The organism is Streptomyces sp. NPDC087263 (assembly GCF_044744645.1).
Classification (GTDB): domain Bacteria; phylum Actinomycetota; class Actinomycetes; order Streptomycetales; family Streptomycetaceae; genus Streptomyces.
Genome location: NZ_JBIUYT010000002.1, coordinates 333,567 through 352,916, shown reverse-complemented (window position 1 = coordinate 352,916; position 19,350 = coordinate 333,567). Strand labels below are relative to the sequence as shown.

The following is a 19,350-nucleotide window of genomic DNA, read 5'->3' as shown; positions in this document are numbered from 1 at the left end:
GTTGTCCGGATGGTCGTGTTCGGTATACGGAGCGTTGGTCGAGCCCGGCCGGCGCCGTCCAGGTCGCTCGGAAGTCGGCCGGGAGTTCGGAAACCGGCCGGGAACTCGGAGCCCGGTCGGGAGTTCAGAGGTTGGCCGGGAGTTCGGCGGCCGGTCGGGAGTTCAGGGGTTGGCCGGGAGTTCGGCGGCCGGTCGGTGGTTCAGGGGTTGGCCGGGAGCGCGGAGCCCGGCCGGGAACTCAGAAGCTGGTCTCGGGGATGGCGTCCAACGCCTGGGCCCACTCCGGGTACTTGGCGACCTTCGCGAGAGCGATCGCCATGACCTTCTCGCCGAGACCGGGATCCGGGTCGTCCGACAGGCGGACCGCCGACAGCTTCGCGAGGCGGGGGAGGATCACCAGGTCGCCGTCGAGATGCACCTGGTCGTGCATGTACCGCTCCAGCGCCGCCAGGTCCTCCACCCCCACGCAATACGTGTGCGTGAAGCCGCTCGCCGGATCGCCGAGATCCTGGCCCACCACCCCGAACGAGGCCGACTCGACGGTCGAGGTCCGCCTCATCGCCGCCAGCACCTCGGCCTTCTCCTCCTCGGTCGTTCCGTCCTTGAAGCTGAACCGCAGGATGTTGACGATCACTGGGACTCCCCTCGGAGATATCGGAGATACTCGACAATGCTGAACCAGCGAGTTCAATTTAACGGTCCGACTGGTTCAGTACAAGGCGGTATCCTGCGGAGGTGACAGCGACAACTCGGGCCTCGCGAGGGCGAATCGACAAGCGGCAGGCGATCCTGGACGCCGCCTTCACCGTCTTCGCGCGCCGGGGTTACGCGAACACCTGCGTGCAGGAGATCGCCGAGGAGGCGGGCGTCGCCAAGCCGACGGTCTACAACCACCTCAGCGACAAGGAGACCCTGTTCCGGCGCGCGTTGGAGGCCGCGGCGGACGCGGTGTCGGCCGAGAACCTCGCCATCGTCGAGCGCCTGCGCGACCCCGGCGACGACCTGCCCGCGGCCCTGGAGGACGTGTCGTACCGGCTGCTCCAGGTGTGCTGCGGCGAACGGGCCCGCGCGCTGCGCTGGCTGACGTACTCCCAGGTCGGCGGCTTCCCCGACCTCATCGAGGCGGTCCAGGGCCGCACCTCGCAGCGCGTCGCCGAGGCTCTCGAGGACCGGCTGGCCCGGCTCTCTCTCGCCGGGCGGCTGCGCCCGTGCGACCCGGCACAGGCCGCGGAACAGCTCCTCGCGCTGCTCACCGGACCCATGGAGGCCCGCACCCGGCTCGGCACCCGCAAGGCCTCCGCCGCCGAGACACGCGCGGTGGCACAGGCGGCGGTGGACACCTTCCTGCGCGCCTATGCGGTCACGTAGGGGACGGGCGCTCGCCGTGCCATGAGTGCCAGAGCGCCGCGTAGGCGCCGTCGGCCGCCACCAGGTCGTCGTGCGTGCCGAGTTCGGTCAGCAGGCCGTCCTCCATGACGGCCACCCGGTCCGCGTCGTGCGCGGTGTGCAGCCGGTGCGCGATGGCGATGACCGTGCGCCCTTCGAGTACGGCGGCCAGCGCGCGCTCCGTGTGGCGGGCGGTCGCCGGGTCGAGGAGCGCCGTGGCCTCGTCGAGGATGAGGGTGTGCGGGTCCGCCAACACGACGCGGGCGAGGGCGAGTTGCTGGGCCCGCGAGCCGTCCGTGGGATGTCCGCCGGCGCCCAGTTCGGTGTCCAGGCCGTCCGGCAGCTCCCCGGCCCAGTCGTCGGCGCCGACCACCGCGAGGGCCGCCCACAACTGCGCGTCGGTGGCCGCCGGTTCGGCGATCAGCAGGTTGTCGCGGACCGTGCCCAGGAACACGTGGTGCTCCTGGGTGACGAGGACGACCTGCCGTCGCAGCTGCTCGGGATCGAGGCCGACGATCGGCACCCGGCCCACCGTCACCGAGCCGGAGCGCGGTGCGTCGACGCCCGCGAGCAACCTGCTCAGGGTGGTCTTGCCGGCGCCGGAAGGGCCGACCACGGCCAGCCGCTCCCCGGGCCGCACGGTCAGGTTCACCCCACGCAGCACCTCGCCGCCGCGGTCGTACGAGTAGCGCACGTCCGTCACATCGATCCGGTCGTCCACCGGCAGCGGGGAAGGGGCCGAGGAGTCGGCCCGCGGGGCCCGGGCAAGCCCCTCCACCCGGGCGAAGGAGGCACTGCTGCTCTGCAACTGCTCGACCCGGTTCAGGATCGTGTCCAGCGGGTCGACGAGCTGCATCAGATACAGCGCCGCCGAGACCACCGCACCCAGGCTCATCGCACCCCGCGCGTGCAGCGCGCCGCCCATCAGCAGCACGCCGACCACCGGGACGATGTACGAGATCTCCACCAGCGGGAAGAACACGTTGCGCAGGAACAGCGTGCGCATCCGGGTCAGGCGCAGTGTCTCGATCGCGTCCCGGCTCGCGGCGGTCCGGCGCCGCTGTAGTCCGAAGGCCTCGACCGTGCGGGCTCCCTCAGCGGTGGCCGCGAGGATCTCCGCGACCTCCGACGTGGCGGCGCCCTCGGCGAGATAGGCGGTACGCGCCCGGCGCAGATACCAGCGGGTGGCGAACCAGATGCCGGTGAGGCCCAGCACCCCGCAGCAGCCGAGCAGCGGGTCCAGGAAGAAGACCGCGCCCAGGATGAACAGTGACTGGACCGAGCAGATGAGCAGTTCGGGCCCGGCGTCGCGCAAGGTGGTGCCCACCATGGCGACATCCGCGGTGCCACGAGCCGTCAGATCACCCGTACCGGCCCGCTCCACCACCGAGGCGGGCAGCGCGAGCGCCCGCTCGACGAACTCCTCGCGCACCCGCGCCAGCGTTCGCTCCCCGAAACGGTGTCCCACATACCGGGCAGCCCGCGCCAGCAGCAACTGCGCCAGCGCGCACACCAGGATGACGAGCGCCAGCCGGTCCACGACGGCGACCCCGCCCCCGGCCCGTACGTCGTCGATGATCCGGCCGAGCAGCCACGGCCCGACCAGACCGGCAGCCGCGGCCAGTGAGTTGAGGGCGAGTACGCCGGTGAAGGCACGCCCGTCCGCCCGGACCAGCCGGACCGCGGCCCGGCGCACGTCGGCCTGCTCGGCGACGGGCAGATGCGCGCTCATCGCACGGCCTCCTCATCCTGTACGTCGGCGTCGCGGGCCACTAGTTGCTCTACGTCGGTTTCGCGGGCCGCGAGTTGCTCTACGTCGGTTTCGCGGGCCGTGAGTTCCTCCACGTCGGTGTCGCGGGCCACGAGCGCCCGGTACCCCGGCTCCTCGTCGAGGAGCTCACGGTGGCTGCCGGTGGCCGCGACCTTGCCGTCCACCAGGTAGGACACGGTGTCCACCTGGTCGAGGAGCAGCGGCGATGTGCTGGTCACCACCGTCGTACGGCCCTGCCGCGCGGCCCGCAGCCGGGCGGCGACGGTCGCCTCGGTGTGGGCGTCGAGAGCCGAGGTGGGTTCGACCGCGAGCAGCACCTCGGGATCGGCCAGGAGCGCCCGCACCAGGCGTACCCGCTGCCGCTGGCCGCCGGAGAGGCTGCGGCCCTGCGCGTCGACCTTCGAGTCGAGCCCGTCCGACAGCCCGATGACGATGTCCTCCGCGACGGCCGCGTGCACGGCCTCCGCAGTGGACTGCTCATCCTGGTCACGACGGCCGGAGACCAACTCGCGCAGGGTGCCCGCGAACAGGTCGGCCTCGTTGTCCGCGACCAGGATCCGTGCCCGCACCTGCGACAGGGGGATCTCGTCGAGGCGTACGCCGCCCCAGGTCGCCGCCGACTGCGCGTACCGCCCGAGCCGGTCGACCACGGCGGACGAGTCCCCCGGGCGGGCGCCGACCAGCGCCGTCAGCTTCCCCGGCGCCACCTGGACGCCCGACTCCGGATCGCGCAGCGTCGACGGGGCCGCCGGAGCGTCCCGGCTGCCGCCGTCGGTGGCCAGCGGCTCCAGCGCCAGGAACCGTACGACCCGCCGGGCGGCCACCAGCCCCCGGCTCAGCTGATAGCCGCACTCGATGAAGAACGCCACCGGCATCACGAGCACCGCGACATAGCCGTACACGGACACCAACTCGCCGATGGTGATGGACCCTTGAGCGGCCAGCCGGGCCGCAAGCCAGGTCACGACGGCGAGGAACACCGTCGGCAGCCCGAGGCCGAGCGCCTGGATCCAGCTCGTCACCGCCCCGACCCGGTACCCCTGTGCCCGCAGCTCCTGCGAGTCGCGGCGGAAGGAGTCGGCGAACAGCCCTTTGCCGCCAAGGCCGTTGAGGACACGCAGGCCGCCCGCCAGGTCGCCGATCCGGGCGGTCAGCACACCCTGCCGCTCGCGGTACTCGGTCTCCGCGCCCTGTAGCCGCCCCATCATCGGTCCGAGGAACACGGCGATCACCGGCACCCCGAGCAGGATCACCACGGACAACTGGACGGAGACCGACAGCAGCAGCGCGGCCACCACGCCGTAGGTGAGGACCGCGGCCACGCCGGGGCCCACGACGGTCAGGGACACGGCGATCGTCTGGACGTCGCCGACCCCGATCGTGACGACCTCCCCCGCCCCCACCTGCCGCGACAGCGCGCCACCCAGCCGGGTCGCCTGCGCCAGCACGACCTTGACCGTACGGAAGTTGGCGTCCATCCGGACCTGGGTCATCGTGCGGTGGCGCAGGACAGCCAGCAAGGCGTTGAACACCCCCGCCCCCAGCAGCGCGGCGGCCCAGCCAAGCAGCGCCGCCCGGTCACCCGGCTCCAGGCCGTCGTCGATCGCGCGCGACAGCAGATACGGCGTCAGCGCGAGGAGCCCCATCCACACACTGGCCAGCAGCGCCCCCGCCACCGACCGGCCCGCCTGTCTGGTGCACAGCCACCACAGATACCGGCCGCCGCTCCGACGGTCGGGCGTGCCTGGATCCTCGTACGCGTCGATCATCCGCTCCCACTCTCCGGCTCAGGTCTTTCCGACGCGCTATACGAGACTGTCCCGCCACGCCCGGTGCAGATCCGCGAACCTGCCGGTGTCGGCGACGAGTTGGTCCGGTGTGCCGTCCTCGACCACGCGCCCCTGCTCCATCACCAGCACCCGGTCGGCGATCTCCACCGTGGACAGCCGGTGCGCGATGACCACCGCGGTGCGGCCGCGCAGGACCGTCAACATGGCCCGCTGGACCGCGCGTTCACCTGGCACGTCCAGGGAGCTGGTCGCTTCGTCGAGGATGAGGACCGCCGGGTCGGCGAGCAACGCCCGTGCGAAGGCGACCAGTTGACGTTGGCCCGCCGAGATACGGCCACCCCGCTTGCGTACGTCCGTGTCGTAGCCGTCCGGCAGGGAGCTGATGAAGTCGTGGGCGCCGATCGCCTTCGCTGCGCGCTCGATGTCCTCACGGGTCGCATCGGGGCGGCCGATGGCGATGTTCTCGGCGACCGTGCCGGAGAACAGGAACGCCTCCTGGGTCACCATCACCACCCCGCGCCGCAGTTCGGGCGCGGACAGCTCGCGCAGGTCGACGCCGTCCAGCAGGACCCGGCCGTCCGAAGGGTCGTAGAAGCGGGCCAGCAGCTTGGCGAGCGTCGACTTGCCGGCGCCCGTCGAGCCGACCACCGCCACCGTCCGACCGGCCGGGAGGGTGAGGTCGAAGGTGGGCAGGATCTCTCCGCCGGTGCGGTACCCGAAGCGGACGCCGTCGAAGACGACCTCGCGGCCCGGGTGTTCGGAGGCGAGGGCGGGCAGCTCCTTCGGCGCGGCTGGCTCCGGCACCGAGGGGACCTGGGCCAGCAGGCCTGCGATCTTCTCCAGCGAGGCCGCGGCCGACTGGTAGGAGTTGAGGAACATGCCCAGGCGGTCGATCGGGTCGTACAACCGGCGCAGATACAGCACCGCCGCGGCCAGCACACCCAGCGCGAGCGAGCCCGACGCCACTCGGTACGCGCCCCACAGCACCATCCCCGCGACCGCCGTGTTGGCGACCAGCCGGGACCCGATGACATAGCGGGCCATCTCCAGAATGGCGTTGCCGTTCGTCCGCTCGTGATGCCGGTTGAGCGTCCCGAACTCCGCGTCGTTGGTGGCCTCGCGGCGGAACGCGCGCACCGGGCGGATGCCGTTCATCGTCTCCGCGAACTTCACGATCACGGCGGCGATCGCGGTCGAACGGATCGCGAAGATCCGGCCCACGCGGTGCTGGTAGAGACGGATGAGCAGATACAGCGGCACGAAGGACGCCACCGCGAGCGCGCCCAGGCCCAGGTCGAGCCAGAGCAGCATCGCCGAGATGTAGACGAAGGACAGGATGACCGTGACGAGCTCCTGTAGGCCCTCGGTGAGCAGTTCGCGCAGCGACTCGACATCCGTCGTGGAGCGGGAGATCAGCCGTCCCGAGGTGTAGCGCTCATGGAAGTCGACGCTGAGCGCCTGGGCGTGCCGGAAGATTCGGCCGCGCAGGTCGAGCAGCACGTCCTGGTTGACGCGGGCGGAGGCCAGGATGAAGGCGTACTGGAGCGCGCCGGAGGCCAGCGAGCAGAGCAGGTAGGCGACGGCCACCGCGATCAGCGGGCCGTTGTCGTCGCTCCGATACGCCGGTACGGCACGGTCGATGGCGTATGCGACGAGCAGCGGGCCCGCCTGGACCGCGGCCTGCTGGAGCAGAAGCAGCGCGGAGGTCAGGATCACGCGGGACCGGAGCGGGGTGAGCAGGGAGCGCAGCAGCGCGGCCGTCGCGCCCGGGGGTGTGGGGAGGGTGTCGCGGTCGAAGGGGTCCGTGGACTGCGGGGGCTCTTCCACTGGCGTGTCCCGGCCCTTGCGCTTGTCCTTGCCCGGCGCGGTCGTCGTCTGCGCCGTCATCGGTCGTCCTCCTCGGTGCCTGACATCAGGTGGGCGTACTCGGCGTTCGTGCGCAGCAGTTCGTGGTGGGTGCCGACGGCGGTGATACGGCCGCCGGAGAGCAGGGCGACCCGGTCCGCCAGCAGGACCGTGGACGGGCGGTGCGCCACGATCAGCGCGGTCGTCTCCGCCAGTACACGGCGCAGGGCCGCCTCGACCGCGGCCTCCGTGTGGACGTCCAGCGCCGACAGGGGGTCGTCGAGGACAAGGAAGCGGGGGCTGCCGACAACCGCTCTCGCCAGCGCGAGCCGCTGCCGCTGGCCGCCGGAGAGGCTCAGGCCCTGCTCGCCGACCTGGGTGTCCGTGCCCTGCGGGAGCGCATGTGTGAAGTCCGCCTGCGCGATGGCGAGCGCCCGCTCCAACTCGGCTGCGCCTGCCGTGTCCTCGGCCCCCATGAGTACGTTCTCCCCGACGCTGGCCGAGAAGAGGGTGGGTTCCTCGAAGGCGACGGCCACGCGCGTGCGGAGTTCCTCGCGGGGCATGGTCGCGATGTCCTCGCCGTCCAGCGTGATCCTGCCCGAAGTCACCTCATGGAGGCGGGGGACGAGGGCGGTGAGCGTGGTCTTTCCGGTGCCGGTCGCTCCTACCAGGGCCATGCTCTCGCCCGGGCGGATGTGGAGGTCTACGCGGTCGAGGATGGGCGGGGAGTCGGCGGGGGCGTCGGGGTAGCGGAAGCGGACGTCGTGGAACTGGAGGCCGCCGGTGCCGGTGCCTTCCGGCTGTCCGCGGTGCGTGGCGGTCTCGGCCTCCTCCTCCTCGTCCATCACCTCGAAGTACCGCTCCGTGGCCGTCGCCGCCTCCTGGCTCATGGCGAGGAGGAAGCCGATGGAGTCGACGGGCCAGCGCAGCGCGAGGGCGGTGGAGAGGAAAGCCACCAGCGTGCCCGCGGAGAGATGGCCGTCGGCGACCTGGACGGTGCCAAGGACGAGGGCGGCGCCGATGGCGAGTTCGGGGAGGGTGACGATGAAGGCCCAGATGGAGGCGAGGAGACGGGCCTTGGCGAGTTCCGTGCCGCGCAGGGTGCGGGACAGCTCGCGGAAGGCGCGGGCCTGACTGCGATGACGACCGAAGCCCTTGATGATGCGGATGCCGAGCACGCTCTCCTCGACGACCGTCGTCAGGTCACCGACCTGGTCCTGCGACCGCCGGGCGATCTCCGCGTACCGCCGCTCGAAGAGCCAGCAGACGATGATCACGGGGACGGCGGGCGCGAGCAGCACCAGTCCGAGCGTCCACTCCTGGGCCAGCATGATGGCCACGCCCGCCAGGATCGTCACGGAGTTGACCAGCAGGAAGGTCAGCGGGAAGGCCAGGAACATGCGCAGCAGCATCAGGTCCGTGGTGCCCCGGGACAGCAGCTGACCGGAGGCCCAGCGGTCGTGGAACGCGACCGGCAGCCGCTGTAGATGCCGGTACAGATCCGCCCGCATCGCCGCCTCGACCCCCGCCAGCGGCCGCGCCACCAGCCACCGCCGCAGCCCGAACAGCACGGCCTCGGCGATTCCGAGCAGCAACAGACACAGCGCGCCGAGCCAGACACCCCGCGTGTCGTGGCCGGCCACGGGACCGTCCACCATCCACTTCATGACGAGCGGGAACACCAGCCCCGTGAGGGACGCGAGGACCGCGACGAACGCGGCGGTGAACAGCCGCGCCCGCACCGGCCGTACGTACGGCCACAGCCGCAGCAGGCTGCGCACGGTCGAACGGCCGCCCGTCTTCGCAGGGTCCTTGGTGGCTACAGGTGTTGTCGGCATCAGCAGGGAGCCTACGGATCGGCACTGACAACGCCCACCGAGTTTTGGCCGTACCCGGATCGGCCGCCGGTCCTACGACCTGCGTGTGCGAGGAGCCGTCCGGCGAAGACCCGGGGGGTCGTACGAGGGCATCAACCGATCGGCTGATGCCGTTCGAGCGGGACGGCCGATGGCGGCGGGCCCGCTCCGCCGGGAGCCTTGAGACATGTCATCCACACCCGTCATCGAAGTGACCGACCTGCGAAAGTCCTACGGCGGCCGACCGGTCGTCGACGGTATCTCCTTCGCTGTGGAGGAGGGCGAGATCTTCGGCGTCCTCGGCCCGAACGGCGCCGGAAAGACCACCACCGTCGAGTGCGTCGAGGGACTGCGCGTCCCCGACGGGGGCCGGGTCCGGGTCACCGGCCTCGACCCCGTCGCCGACCACGCGCGCGTGGCGCGTGTGCTCGGCGCGCAGTTGCAGGAGAGCGAGCTCCAGGCCAAGCTCACCGTCCGCGAGGCCCTGGAGCTGTACGCCGCGTTCCACGAGAAGCCGGCCGACTGGCGGCCGCTGGCCGAGCGGCTCGGCCTGACCGACAGGCTGAACTCCCGGTTCGGCAAACTCTCCGGCGGCCAGAAGCAGCGCCTGTTCATCGCGCTCGCGCTGATCGGCAACCCCAGGGTCGTCGTCCTGGACGAGTTGACCACCGGCCTCGACCCGCGCGCCCGCCGGGACACCTGGGAGCTCATCGAGGACATCCGCGCGAACGGCGTCACCGTCCTGCTGGTGACCCACTTCATGGAGGAGGCCCAACGCCTGTGCGACCGGATCGCCGTGATCGACAAGGGGCGGGTGGCCGCCCTGGACACCCCCTCCGGCCTGATCCGGCGCTCGGCGGGCGCCACCGTCATCAGCTTCACGCCGTCCCGGCCGCTGGACGACGGTGACCTGAACGCGCTGCCCGCCCTCGCGTCGGTCGAGGACAAGGACGGTCTCATCACGCTCTCCGGCACCGACGAGACCGTGAACGCCGTCATCACCCTCCTCGCCCGGCACCACATCACGGCCCACCAACTCCGCGTCACCGACGCCACGCTGGACGACGCGTTCCTCGACCTCACGAAGGAGGCAGCGGCATGAGCACGGCCGTCGTCGACACCGCCGTACTGAAGACCGAGATCCGCCTCCTGGGGCGCGAACCGGGCAGTCTCTTCTGGACCCTGCTGTTCCCGACCCTGCTGCTGGTGATCCTGGGCTCCATCCCGTCCTTCCGCGAACCCGAGGCCGGTCTGGACGGGCTGCGGACCGTCGACGCCTACGTCCCGGTGGCCGTTCTGCTCGGCCTGATCGTCGGCGGAATCCAGGCGATGCCCCAGACCCTCACCGGCTACCGCGAGCGCGGCATCCTGCGCCGGATGTCCACGACACCGGTCCGGCCCGTCGCCCTGCTCTCCGCACAGATGCTGGTCTACGGCAGTGCCGCGCTGGCGTCCGCGCTGCTCGCCCTCGCGGTCGGCCGGCTCGCCTTCGACGTGACGCTGCCCGAGCAGCCCTTCGGATACGTCCTCGCGCTCGTCCTGACCGTCCTCGCCGTCCTCGCACTGGGCGCGGTGATCTCCGCGCTGTCCCGGACGACGAAGATCGCGGGTGCCGTCGGGTCCGCCGTGTTCTTCCCCGCGATGTTCTGCGCGGGGGTGTGGATGCCGGTGCAGGCCATGCCGGACGTGCTGGCCCGGATCGTCGGCTACACGCCGTTCGGCGCGGCGGCCCAGGCGCTGAACCAGGCGGCGGCGGGGGACTGGCCGGGCTGGGACCATCTCGGCGTGCTGGCGGCCTGGACCATCCTGCTCACGGCCGGCGCCGGGCGCTGGTTCCGCTGGGAGTAGGAGGGCCGTGCAGACTGGGTGCATGACCGCGGCGGACACGCAGATCGAACGGCGCTGGGAGCAGGTGCACACCTGGGGGCCGTACGGGCTGCTCGGCATCGGTGCCCTCCTCGCAGCCGTCAGCAGCGAACTGATCGGTGCCCCCGGCGAGTGGTACGCGGCCGGGGGCCTGGTCCTCGCCGCGATCGTGCTCCAGCTGTGGTGGAACGGCACCCGCTCCCGCAGGGCAGGGCACGGCCGGATCCCGTCCCGGGCCGGGACGGCGTACTACGTCGTCCGCTGGGCGATCGCCTTCGCGCTCACCTGGATCAACCCGTTCTTCGCGTTCTACGCGGCCACCGGCTACATGGACGCCGACGAGCTGCTCCCGGGCATGTGGCGGCGGCTCGGGCTGTTCGCCAGCGCGATCACCGTGGCCGGCGCGCAGTCCGGCGGGCTGCCGCCCAAGAGCGTGGCCCAGTGGATCGGGTTCGCCGGGCTCCTGGTTGCCAACTCCGCCCTCCAGACGGTGGTCGCCCATCTCACCGAGCAGGAGGAGCAGCGCTCCCACCAGCGGGCCGAGACCATCTCCGAACTCGAACGCGCCAACACGGCGCTCCAGCAGGCCCTCGACGAGAACGCCGCCCTGCACGCCCAACTCCTCGTCCAGGCAAGGGAGGCCGGGGTCGCCGACGAACGCCGCCGACTGGCCGCCGAGATCCACGACACCATCGCGCAGGGCCTGACCGGCATCATCGCCCAGCTCCAGGTCGTCGCGAACGCCCCCGACCTGGACATCGCGCGCACCCACCTGGACCGCGCCGCCGGCCTGGCCCGCCACAGTCTCGGCGAGGCCCGCCGCTCCGTGCAGAACCTCGCCCCCGTCGCGCTGGAGAACGACGGACTGCCCGACGCCCTGAAGAACACGGTCGCCGAATGGGGCGAACGCACCGGTGTTCGCGCCGAGTTCACCGTCGCCGGCCCGGCCGAGCAGCTCCACGACGAGGTCTCCGCGACCCTCCTGCGCATCGCCCAGGAAGCCCTGTCCAACACCGCCCGGCACGCCCGCGCCACCCGGGCCGGGGTCACCCTCACCTTCCTGGGCGACGAGGTCATCCTCGACATCCGCGACGACGGCCGCGGCTTCGACCCCCTCGCCGTCCGGGAGCGCACCGGAACCGGCGGCTTCGGCCTCGACGGGATGCGTGCCCGCGCCGAACGCATCGCGGGCCACCTCACCGTCGAGTCGGAGCCGGGCCACGGCACCGCCCTGTCGGCTCGCGTACCGTTGGTCCGCCATGACCCATGACGCATCGACCCATGACGCACCGATCTCCCTGCTGATCGTCGACGACCACCCCGTCGTACGGGACGGCCTGCGCGGCATGTTCGAGTCGGCACCCGGGTTCACCGTGCTCGGCGAGGCCGCCGACGGGGTCGAAGCACTCGAACTGGCCGCCTCCCTCGACCCCGACGTGATCCTGATGGACCTGCGGATGCCGGGCGGCGGCGGTGTCGAGGCGATCGCCCGGCTCACCCGCACCGGCGCCCGCGCCAAGGTCCTCGTCCTGACCACGTACGACACCGACTCCGACACCCTCCCGGCGATCGAGGCGGGCGCGACGGGCTATCTGCTGAAGGACGCGCCGCGCGACGAACTCTTCACCGCCGTCCGCGCGGCGGCGCAGGGCCGCACCGTCCTCTCCCCGGCCGTGGCCTCCCGCCTGGTCTCCGCGGTCCGTACTCCCAGGACACCCGGTAAGGAACCCCTCTCCGCGCGCGAGCGCGAAGTGCTGGTCCTGGTCGCCAAGGGCACCTCCAACCGCGAGATCGCCCGCGTCCTGTTCATCAGCGAGGCCACGGTTAAGACCCACCTCACCCACCTGTACGCCAAGCTCGGTGTCAAGGACCGGGCAGCCGCGGTGGCGGTGGCGTACGACCGGGGGATCCTCGGCTGAGGCCGGGGCGAGGCCGCCCTCCGGGTGACGACGGGAACTGTCAGACAGGCCCTAGGAAGCCGGGTAGGGCAGCAGCCCGGCAGCGGTCCTCTCCCAGGACGCCTTCAGTTCGGCGAGCAACTCCGGCTTGTCCGGGGCGAGATCGGCCTGCTCGCGGAGGTCGGCGCCGAGGTCGTAGAGGTGGTCCTTGCCGTCGGCGTCCTGGTAGTACTTCCAGTCGCCGCGTCGGAGCGCCCGGTTGGCCCGTACCCGCCAGAACAGGTCCCGCTCGGGCAGTGTCTCGCCCTTCAGCAGATAGCCCGCGAGGCTGGTGCCGTCCAGCGGGTAGGCCGGGTCGGGCCGGGCGCCGGCCAGCTCCAGCAGGGTCGCGGTCCAGTCGGGCGAGAAGTTCGGCTCGTGGCTGACCTGGTTGCCGTCGATCCGGTGCGGCCAGCGCACGATCGTCGGCACCCGGATGCCGCCCTCCTGGAGCACGAACTTCTCGCCGCTCAGCGGCCAGAGGTACGACCAGCGCTCGCCCCCGTTGTCGCTGGCGAAGTACACCACCGTGTTCTCCTCCTGCCCGGAACTGCGCAGCGCGGCCAGCACCTCGCCGACGGCCGCGTCGAGGCTCTCCACCATCTGCGTGTACTTCGCGACCGAGCCGCCGTCGTAGTGGTTGAGCGCGTTGCCCACCTCCGTCTGGCTCTTCGCGGCCCGGATCTTCGCGGCGATCTCGGCACCGGTCTCGGCGTCCTCCTCGCTCAGCCAAGGCCAGTGCGGGGTGGTGAAGTTGAGGTTCAGCAGCCACGGCTTGTGGTGGCTGCGGCCGACGTACTCCACGGCGCGCTCGGTCAGCACCTCCGTGTAGTAGCGCAGATCCTTGTACTCGGCGACCACGCCTCAGCCGACCACCTTCAGCAACAGCACGGCCCGCGCGGGCACCGTGATCGCGGCGCCCGCCCGGTGCACCACCCCGGGAGCCTCCGCCTGCGCCTCCCGTGAGGTGTCCACCACCACCTCGTACCGCGAGGCCCAGGGTGGGCCGGGCAGGACGAAGCTCACCGGCCGGTCCCCGGCGTGCAGCACGGCGAGGAAGCTGTCGTCCACGACGGGTGCCCCGCGCGCGTCCCGTCCGGGGATGTCACGCCCGGACAGATACATGCCCAGCGTCGCGGCGGGCGCGTACCAGTCCCGCTCCGTCATCTCGGTGCCCCGGGCGGTGAACCACGCCAGGTCGCGCAGGCCGTCCACGGAATGCGCCCGCCCGGAGAAGAACGCCCGCCGCCGCAGCACGGGGTGCTCGTGCCGCAACGCGATCAGCCGTGACGTCAGCTCGAACAGCGCCCGCCAGCCGGGATCCTCGAGGTTCGACCAGTCGACCCAGCTGACCTCGTTGTCCTGGCAGTAGGCGTTGTTGCTCCCCCGCTGGGTCCGCCCGAACTCGTCGCCGGCGACCAGCATCGGGACCCCGGTCGACAGCAGCAGGCTCGTCAGCAGGTTCCGCAACTGCCGTCGCCGCAGGGCTCGTACGCGCTCGTCGTCCGTCTCTCCCTCGACCCCGCAGTTCCAGGCCCGGTTGTCGTCCGTACCGTCCCGGTTCCCCTCGCCGTTCGCCTCGTTGTGCTTGCGCTCGTACGAGACGAGGTCGCGCAGCGTGAAACCGTCGTGCGCGGTCACGAAGTTCACCGAGGCGTACGGACGGCGCCCGCCCCAGGCATAGAGGTCGCTCGATCCCGAGAGCCGATACCCCAGATCCCGTACGTCGGGCAGCGCGCCCCGCCAGAAATCCCGTACGGCGTTGCGATAGCGGTCGTTCCACTCGGTCCACAGGGGCGGGAAGGCGCCCACCTGATACCCGCCGGAACCCACGTCCCAGGGCTCCGCGATCAGCTTCACCCGGCGCAGCACCGGATCCTGCGCGATGACCGCCAGGAAGGGCGACAGCATGTCGACGTCGTGCATGGACCGCGCGAGCGCCGCGGCGAGATCGAACCGGAAGCCGTCGACCCCCATCTCGGTCACCCAGTACCGCAGCGAGTCCGTGATCAGCCGCAGCACATGCGGCTGCACCACGTGCAGCGTGTTGCCGCAGCCCGTGTAGTCCGTGTAGCGCCGGGCGTCGGACTGCAACCGGTAGTACCCGCGGTTGTCGATACCGCGCAGCGACAGCATGGGCCCCAACTCGCCCGCTTCCGCCGTGTGGTTGTAGACGACGTCGAGGATCACCTCAATACCGGCGGTGTGCAGCGCCCGTACCATCCGCTTGAATTCGCCGACCTGCTGACCGGTGGTGCCGAAAGCGGCGTAGCCGGCGTGCGGCGCGAAATAGCCGATCGAGTTGTAGCCCCAGTAGTTCTTCAGGCCCTTCCGCAGCAGATGGTCCTCGTGCGCGAACTGGTGCACCGGCAGCAGTTCCACGGCCGTCACGCCAAGGCGTACCAGGTGGTCGATGGCGGCGGGGTGTGCCAGTCCGGCGTAGGTGCCGCGGAGTTCCTCCGGAATCCCCGGGTGCAGCCGGGTGAACCCGCGCACATGCAGCTCGTAGATCACCGAGTCCGCCCACGGGGTCTTGGGGCGGTGGTCGTCCGACCAGTCCTCGTCGTCGTGGACGACGACGCCCTTGGGGACGTACGGCGCGGAGTCCCGGTCGTCGCGCACCGTGTCCGCGACCTGCTGCTGAGGCCAGTCGCGGACATGCCCGTACACCTCGGGCGGCAGACTGAAGTCGCCGTCCACGGCGCGGGCGTACGGATCCAGGAGCAGCTTCGCCGGGTTCCAGCGGGCGCCGGTCCAGGGGTCCCAGCGGCCGTGCACGCGGAAGCCGTAGCGGCGGCCGGGGAGCACTCCGGGTACGAAGCCGTGCCAGATCTCGTGGGTGAGCTCGGTCAGCGGGGCCCGGATCTCGGCGCCCTCCTCGTCGAAGAGGCACAGCTCGACGGCCTCCGCGCCGCCCGCCCACAGCGCGAAGTTGGTGCCCGTGACGCCGTCCGGGCCGACGCGGAAGCGCGCACCCAGCGGGGTCGGGGCGCCGGGCCACACGGACACGGCGGGCGCCGCCTGCGCCGCGCCGTTCATCAGAGGGGCGGGCTGCGCGGGCACTACGCGGCCCGTGGCATGCCCCTCCTGTACTGCCTCCTGCTCGGGTGCGCTCGACACCGGTCAGCCTCCCGCGGCTCGATGGAACGCAGCGAAAAGGGGCGTGTGGCGTCCCGGCCACCGTCCCCCCGTCGTGTCGTCCTCCCCACTGTTCTGCCCAGCGCTTGGCTCGCACTCACGTTTCCCCGGAGGGGCGCAGTCGTTGGGCCCCCTGTGAAGCACGTACAGACACGCGCGCGGCGCGCAGTGGCCGCGCTGGCCGCCACACTGACCTGGGCCGGACTGCTGGCGGGAGCCTCCGCCTGCACGTCGAACGGGATGGACGAGGTCCTCGGCAAACCGCCGTCGCCCGAGGACGTCATCCGCGTCTCGCCCGACGACAACAGCAAAGCCGTCCGCCCCGACGAGACACTCCAGGTCCGGGTGCCCAGCGGGCGCCTGGAGTCGGTGCGGGTCGTCAAGGAGCAGGACGCGCAGGAGTCCTCGGTGCCGGGCCGCATCTCCGAGGACGGACTGCGCTGGCTGCCCCACGACGAGGGGCTCGCGCTCGCCGCCAGGTACACCGTCGACGTGGTGGCCATCGACGGGTACGGGCGGCGCTCGGCCCGGCACACGACGTTCACGACGTACGTCCCCGACGAGCGGTTCATCGGATACGTCACCCCGGAGAACCGCTCCACCGTCGGCACCGGAATGATCATCTCCCTGGAGTTCAACCGGGAGATCGAGAACCGGGCCGCCGTCGAGCGCGCGATCCAGGTGAACGCGAAGCCGGCGGTGGAGATCCGTCCGCACTGGTTCGGCAAGGACCGCCTGGACTTCCGGCCGGAGAGGTACTGGAAGCCGGGCACGGAGGTCACGGTCACCCTGGGGCTGCGGGACGTCGAGGCGGCCCCGGGCGTGTACGGGCTGCAGTACAAGACCTTCTCGTTCACGGTCGGCCGCAGCCAGGTCAGCCTCGTCGACGCCGCCGACCACACCATGGACGTACGCCGCGACGGCGAACTCCTCGCCACCGTGCCGATCACCGCGGGCGCCCCCAAGAGCACGACGTACAACGGGAAGATGGTGGTCACCGAGATGCTGGAGGTGACCCGGATGAACGGCGCCACGGTCGGCTTCAAGAAGGCCAACGGCAAGGGCGAGTACGACATCCCGGACGTCCCCCACGCGATGCGCCTCACGGACTCCGGGACCTTTCTGCACGGCAACTACTGGGCGGACGGCGTCTTCGGCAACACCAACGTCAGCCACGGCTGCGTGGGCCTGAAGGACGTGAAGGGCGGCAGTTCGGACACCCCGGCGGGCTGGTTCTTCGACCGCAGCCTCATCGGTGACGTCGTCGAGGTCGTCAACAGCAAGGACAAGATGGTCGCTCCCGACAACGGGCTCGGCGGGTGGAACGTGAACTGGAAGCAGTGGAAAGCGGGTGGCGCGGTGAAGTAGGACGACAAAGGGGTACGCGCACGGGCCCCGGCTCGCCCCCCCACACGGCCCAAGTTGGGACTGAACGGTGACACTCCGGGGGAGCCATCGCTTCCGGCCGTGTGATTAATTAGCGCGATACGCGGGGGACGCGCTGGGGTGCGGGCCTGACCAGGCCGTGCGAGGGGAGAACGAACGTGAACGGGCGACCGATATCGGGGCCGTCGGTTGGACCGCGGACACACAGACGCAAGGGGATCCTGGCACTGCTGCCGGTGGTGCTGTTGCTCGCCGTGACCGCGTGTGGCGGGGGAGGGGACTCGGACTCCGGGTCCGGGGACGGGAAGGGCAAGGAGACCGGGAGTTCGGCGACGGCGGACACCAAGATCTCGCAGGCTGTCGTGACCATCGCCCCGAAGGACGGTGCGGGCGACGTGGCCACCAGCGGCGCCCTCAAGGTGACCGCGGCCAAGGGCAAGCTGACCGAGGTCACCGTCGAGGACACCAAGGGCAAGGACGTCGAGGGCGAGATAACGGGCGGGGGCACCAGCTGGACGCCCTCGACGCATCTCGCCTCCGCCACCAAGTACAAGGTTCACGCGGTGGCCGAGGACTCCGGCGGTCGTAAGTCCGCCGAGGAGTCCGCGTTCACCACGCTGACCCCGAAGAACACCTTCGTCGGCATCTTCACGCCCGAGGACGGCTCCAAGGTCGGCGTGGGAATGCCCTTCTCGGTCAACTTCACGCGGGGCATCACGCACCCGGAGGACGTCGAGAAGGCGATCACCGTCAAGACCGAGCCGGCCGTCGACGTGGAAGGCCACTGGTTCGGCAACGACCGCCTCGACTTCCGTCCCGAGGAGTACTGGAAGGCCGGCACGAAGGTGACGGTCACGCTCAACCTCGACGGTGTCGAGGGGCGGCCCGGTGTCTACGGCGACCAGGCCAAGACCGTGTCCTTCACGATCGGCCGCAGCCAGGTCTCCACCGTCGACGTCAAGACCAAGACGATGACGGTCAAGCGGGACGGCAAGACCATCAAGACCATCCCGGTGACCACGGGCAAGCCCGGCTACGACACCTGGAACGGCCAGATGGTCATCACCGATCGCCTCGAAGTGACCCGTATGAACGGTGAGACGGTCGGCTACGCCGGCGAGTACGACATCAAGGACGTGCCGCACGCCCAGCGTCTGACCACGTCGGGCACCTTCATCCACGGCAACTACTGGGGCGGCGACGCCTTCGGCAACTACAACGCCAGCCACGGCTGCATCGGTCTGAAGGACGTCCGCGGCGGCTACGACGGTCAGGTGGCCGCGGCCTGGTTCTTCAACCAGTCGATGACCGGCGACGTGGTGGTCGTGAAGAACTCCAACGACCGGACCGTCGACCCGGACAACGGCCTCAACGGCTGGAACATGTCCTGGGAGAAGTGGAAGGCCTGAGTCCTGGTGACGGCGGGCCCGGTGTGCTGTGACTGAGCACACCGGGCCCGTTGTCGTTAACCGCCACTAACCTGCTCCCATGACTGTGCATCTTGAAGTTGCCGAGGGCGTCGGCACCATCCGGCTCGACCGTCCGCCGATGAACGCGCTGGACGTCGCCACACAGGACCGCCTCAAGGAGCTCGCCGAGGAGACCACGGCCCGGGACGACGTGCGCGCGGTGGTGCTGTACGGCGGGGAGAAGCTGTTCGCGGCGGGCGCGGACATCAAGGAGATGCAGGCCATGGACCATGCGGCGATGGTCGTACGGTCCAAGGCCCTACAGGACTCCTTCACCGCCGTCGCCCGCATCCCCAAGCCGGTCGTCGCGGCGGTCACCGGGTACGCGCTGGGCGGCGGCTGCGAGTTGGCGCTGTGCGCGGACTACCGTATCGCCGGCCAGAACGCGAAGCTCGGGCAGCCCGAGATCCTGCTCGGTGTGATCCCCGGCGCGGGCGGCACCCAGCGGCTGTCCCGGCTGATCGGCCCGTCGCGGGCGAAGGACCTCATCTTCACCGGGCGGATGGTGAAGGCCGACGAGGCGCTGTCGCTGGGCCTGGTGGACCGGGTGGTCCCTGCCGAGGAGGTGTACGCCCAGGCGCACGCGTGGGCCGCGCGGCTGGCGCAGGGACCCGCGATCGCGCTGCGTGCCGCGAAGGAGTCCATCGACGCGGGTCTCGAGACCGACATCGAGACCGGGCTCGCGATCGAACGCAACTGGTTCGCGGGGCTGTTCGCGACGGAGGACCGGGAGCGGGGGATGCGGAGCTTCGTGGAGGACGGGCCGGGGAAGGCGAAGTTCCGTTAGATCGGCCACCGTGCGGACGATGCAGCGGCCACCGTGCGGCCGCTGCATCGTCCGCCGCGAGGCCGGCGAAACTCGCACGACAAGTTCCGCTTATCCACTTGCAGTTGACGGGATGTCTT

Annotated in this window: 14 protein-coding genes and 1 pseudogene; 8 read left to right on the top strand and 7 right to left on the bottom strand. The window is 71.0% G+C overall.

Going from position 1 to position 19,350, the window contains the following annotated elements; all coding sequences use genetic code 11:
* Positions 1-238: 238 nt before the first annotated feature.
* Positions 239-634, bottom strand: coding sequence for a Dabb family protein (locus ACIPC1_RS06815; RefSeq protein WP_402513942.1), 396 nt, complete (start codon positions 632-634; stop codon positions 239-241).
* Positions 635-735: 101 nt separating this feature from the next.
* On the opposite strand from ACIPC1_RS06815, the gene ACIPC1_RS06810 reads away from it, so the two are divergent.
* Positions 736-1,368 carry a TetR/AcrR family transcriptional regulator gene (locus ACIPC1_RS06810; protein WP_402513941.1) on the top strand — a complete coding sequence of 211 codons (633 nt, stop codon included), beginning with the start codon at positions 736-738 and terminating at the stop codon, positions 1,366-1,368.
* Here ACIPC1_RS06810 and ACIPC1_RS06805 read toward each other — a convergent pair.
* From ACIPC1_RS06805 to ACIPC1_RS06790, 4 genes are read right to left on the bottom strand one after another with little or no spacing between them, the layout of a single operon-like run.
* Complete coding sequence (locus ACIPC1_RS06805) at positions 1,361-3,118, bottom strand: ABC transporter ATP-binding protein (RefSeq protein ID WP_402513938.1); 1,758 nt, start codon at positions 3,116-3,118, stop codon at positions 1,361-1,363. The two genes, ACIPC1_RS06810 and ACIPC1_RS06805, sit on opposite strands and share 8 nt — an antisense overlap.
* On the bottom strand, positions 3,115-4,926 hold the full coding sequence (locus ACIPC1_RS06800; RefSeq protein ID WP_402513936.1) for an ABC transporter transmembrane domain-containing protein: 1,812 nt from the start codon (positions 4,924-4,926) through the stop codon (positions 3,115-3,117). The genes ACIPC1_RS06805 and ACIPC1_RS06800 overlap by 4 nt, the downstream gene beginning before the upstream one ends.
* A 36-nt stretch (positions 4,927-4,962) precedes the next feature.
* Positions 4,963-6,834 (bottom strand): ABC transporter ATP-binding protein, encoded by a 1,872-nt coding sequence (locus ACIPC1_RS06795; protein ID WP_402513935.1) that lies wholly within the window; start codon positions 6,832-6,834, stop codon positions 4,963-4,965.
* Positions 6,831-8,630 (bottom strand): ABC transporter ATP-binding protein, encoded by a 1,800-nt coding sequence (locus ACIPC1_RS06790; protein WP_402513933.1) that lies wholly within the window; start codon positions 8,628-8,630, stop codon positions 6,831-6,833. The genes ACIPC1_RS06795 and ACIPC1_RS06790 overlap by 4 nt, the downstream gene beginning before the upstream one ends.
* A 205-nt stretch (positions 8,631-8,835) precedes the next feature.
* Between ACIPC1_RS06790 and ACIPC1_RS06785 the strand changes: the two genes are divergently transcribed.
* Genes ACIPC1_RS06785 through ACIPC1_RS06770 form a run of 4 tightly spaced genes read left to right on the top strand, consistent with a single transcriptional unit; the run spans position 8,836 to position 12,433 of the window.
* A complete protein-coding gene (locus ACIPC1_RS06785; protein WP_402513930.1) occupies positions 8,836-9,750 on the top strand; it encodes an ABC transporter ATP-binding protein in 915 nt (304 codons plus the stop codon).
* The gene (locus tag ACIPC1_RS06780) at positions 9,747-10,496 is read left to right on the top strand and encodes an ABC transporter permease (protein WP_402513928.1); all 750 of its coding nucleotides are present in this window, start codon (positions 9,747-9,749) and stop codon (positions 10,494-10,496) included. Before ACIPC1_RS06785 ends, ACIPC1_RS06780 begins: the two co-directional genes overlap by 4 nt.
* A 22-nt stretch (positions 10,497-10,518) precedes the next feature.
* Entirely contained in the window at positions 10,519-11,784 is a 1,266-nt protein-coding gene (locus tag ACIPC1_RS06775) for a sensor histidine kinase (protein ID WP_402513926.1), read from the top strand.
* Complete coding sequence (locus ACIPC1_RS06770; RefSeq protein WP_402513924.1) at positions 11,774-12,433, top strand: response regulator; 660 nt, start codon at positions 11,774-11,776, stop codon at positions 12,431-12,433. The genes ACIPC1_RS06775 and ACIPC1_RS06770 overlap by 11 nt, the downstream gene beginning before the upstream one ends.
* A gap of 51 nt (positions 12,434-12,484) precedes the next feature.
* On the opposite strand, the pseudogene ACIPC1_RS06765 reads toward ACIPC1_RS06770, so the two are convergent.
* Positions 12,485-13,306: pseudogene (locus ACIPC1_RS06765) on the bottom strand (sulfatase); the annotation flags it as partial.
* Positions 13,307-13,315: 9 nt separating this feature from the next.
* Positions 13,316-15,571, bottom strand: a complete 2,256-nt coding sequence (glgX, locus tag ACIPC1_RS06760) for a glycogen debranching protein GlgX (protein WP_402513922.1) — start codon at positions 15,569-15,571, stop codon at positions 13,316-13,318.
* A gap of 153 nt (positions 15,572-15,724) precedes the next feature.
* On the opposite strand from glgX, the gene ACIPC1_RS06755 reads away from it, so the two are divergent.
* The 3 genes from ACIPC1_RS06755 to ACIPC1_RS06745 all read left to right on the top strand — a co-directional run bounded on the left by ACIPC1_RS06755 (position 15,725) and on the right by ACIPC1_RS06745 (position 19,231).
* Positions 15,725-16,957, top strand: a complete 1,233-nt coding sequence (locus ACIPC1_RS06755; RefSeq protein ID WP_402513921.1) for an Ig-like domain-containing protein — start codon at positions 15,725-15,727, stop codon at positions 16,955-16,957.
* A gap of 176 nt (positions 16,958-17,133) precedes the next feature.
* The gene (locus tag ACIPC1_RS06750; protein ID WP_402513920.1) at positions 17,134-18,384 is read left to right on the top strand and encodes an Ig-like domain-containing protein; all 1,251 of its coding nucleotides are present in this window, start codon (positions 17,134-17,136) and stop codon (positions 18,382-18,384) included.
* A gap of 79 nt (positions 18,385-18,463) precedes the next feature.
* Positions 18,464-19,231, top strand: coding sequence for an enoyl-CoA hydratase/isomerase family protein (locus ACIPC1_RS06745; protein WP_402513917.1), 768 nt, complete (start codon positions 18,464-18,466; stop codon positions 19,229-19,231).
* The last annotated feature ends 119 nt before the right edge of the window (positions 19,232-19,350 follow it).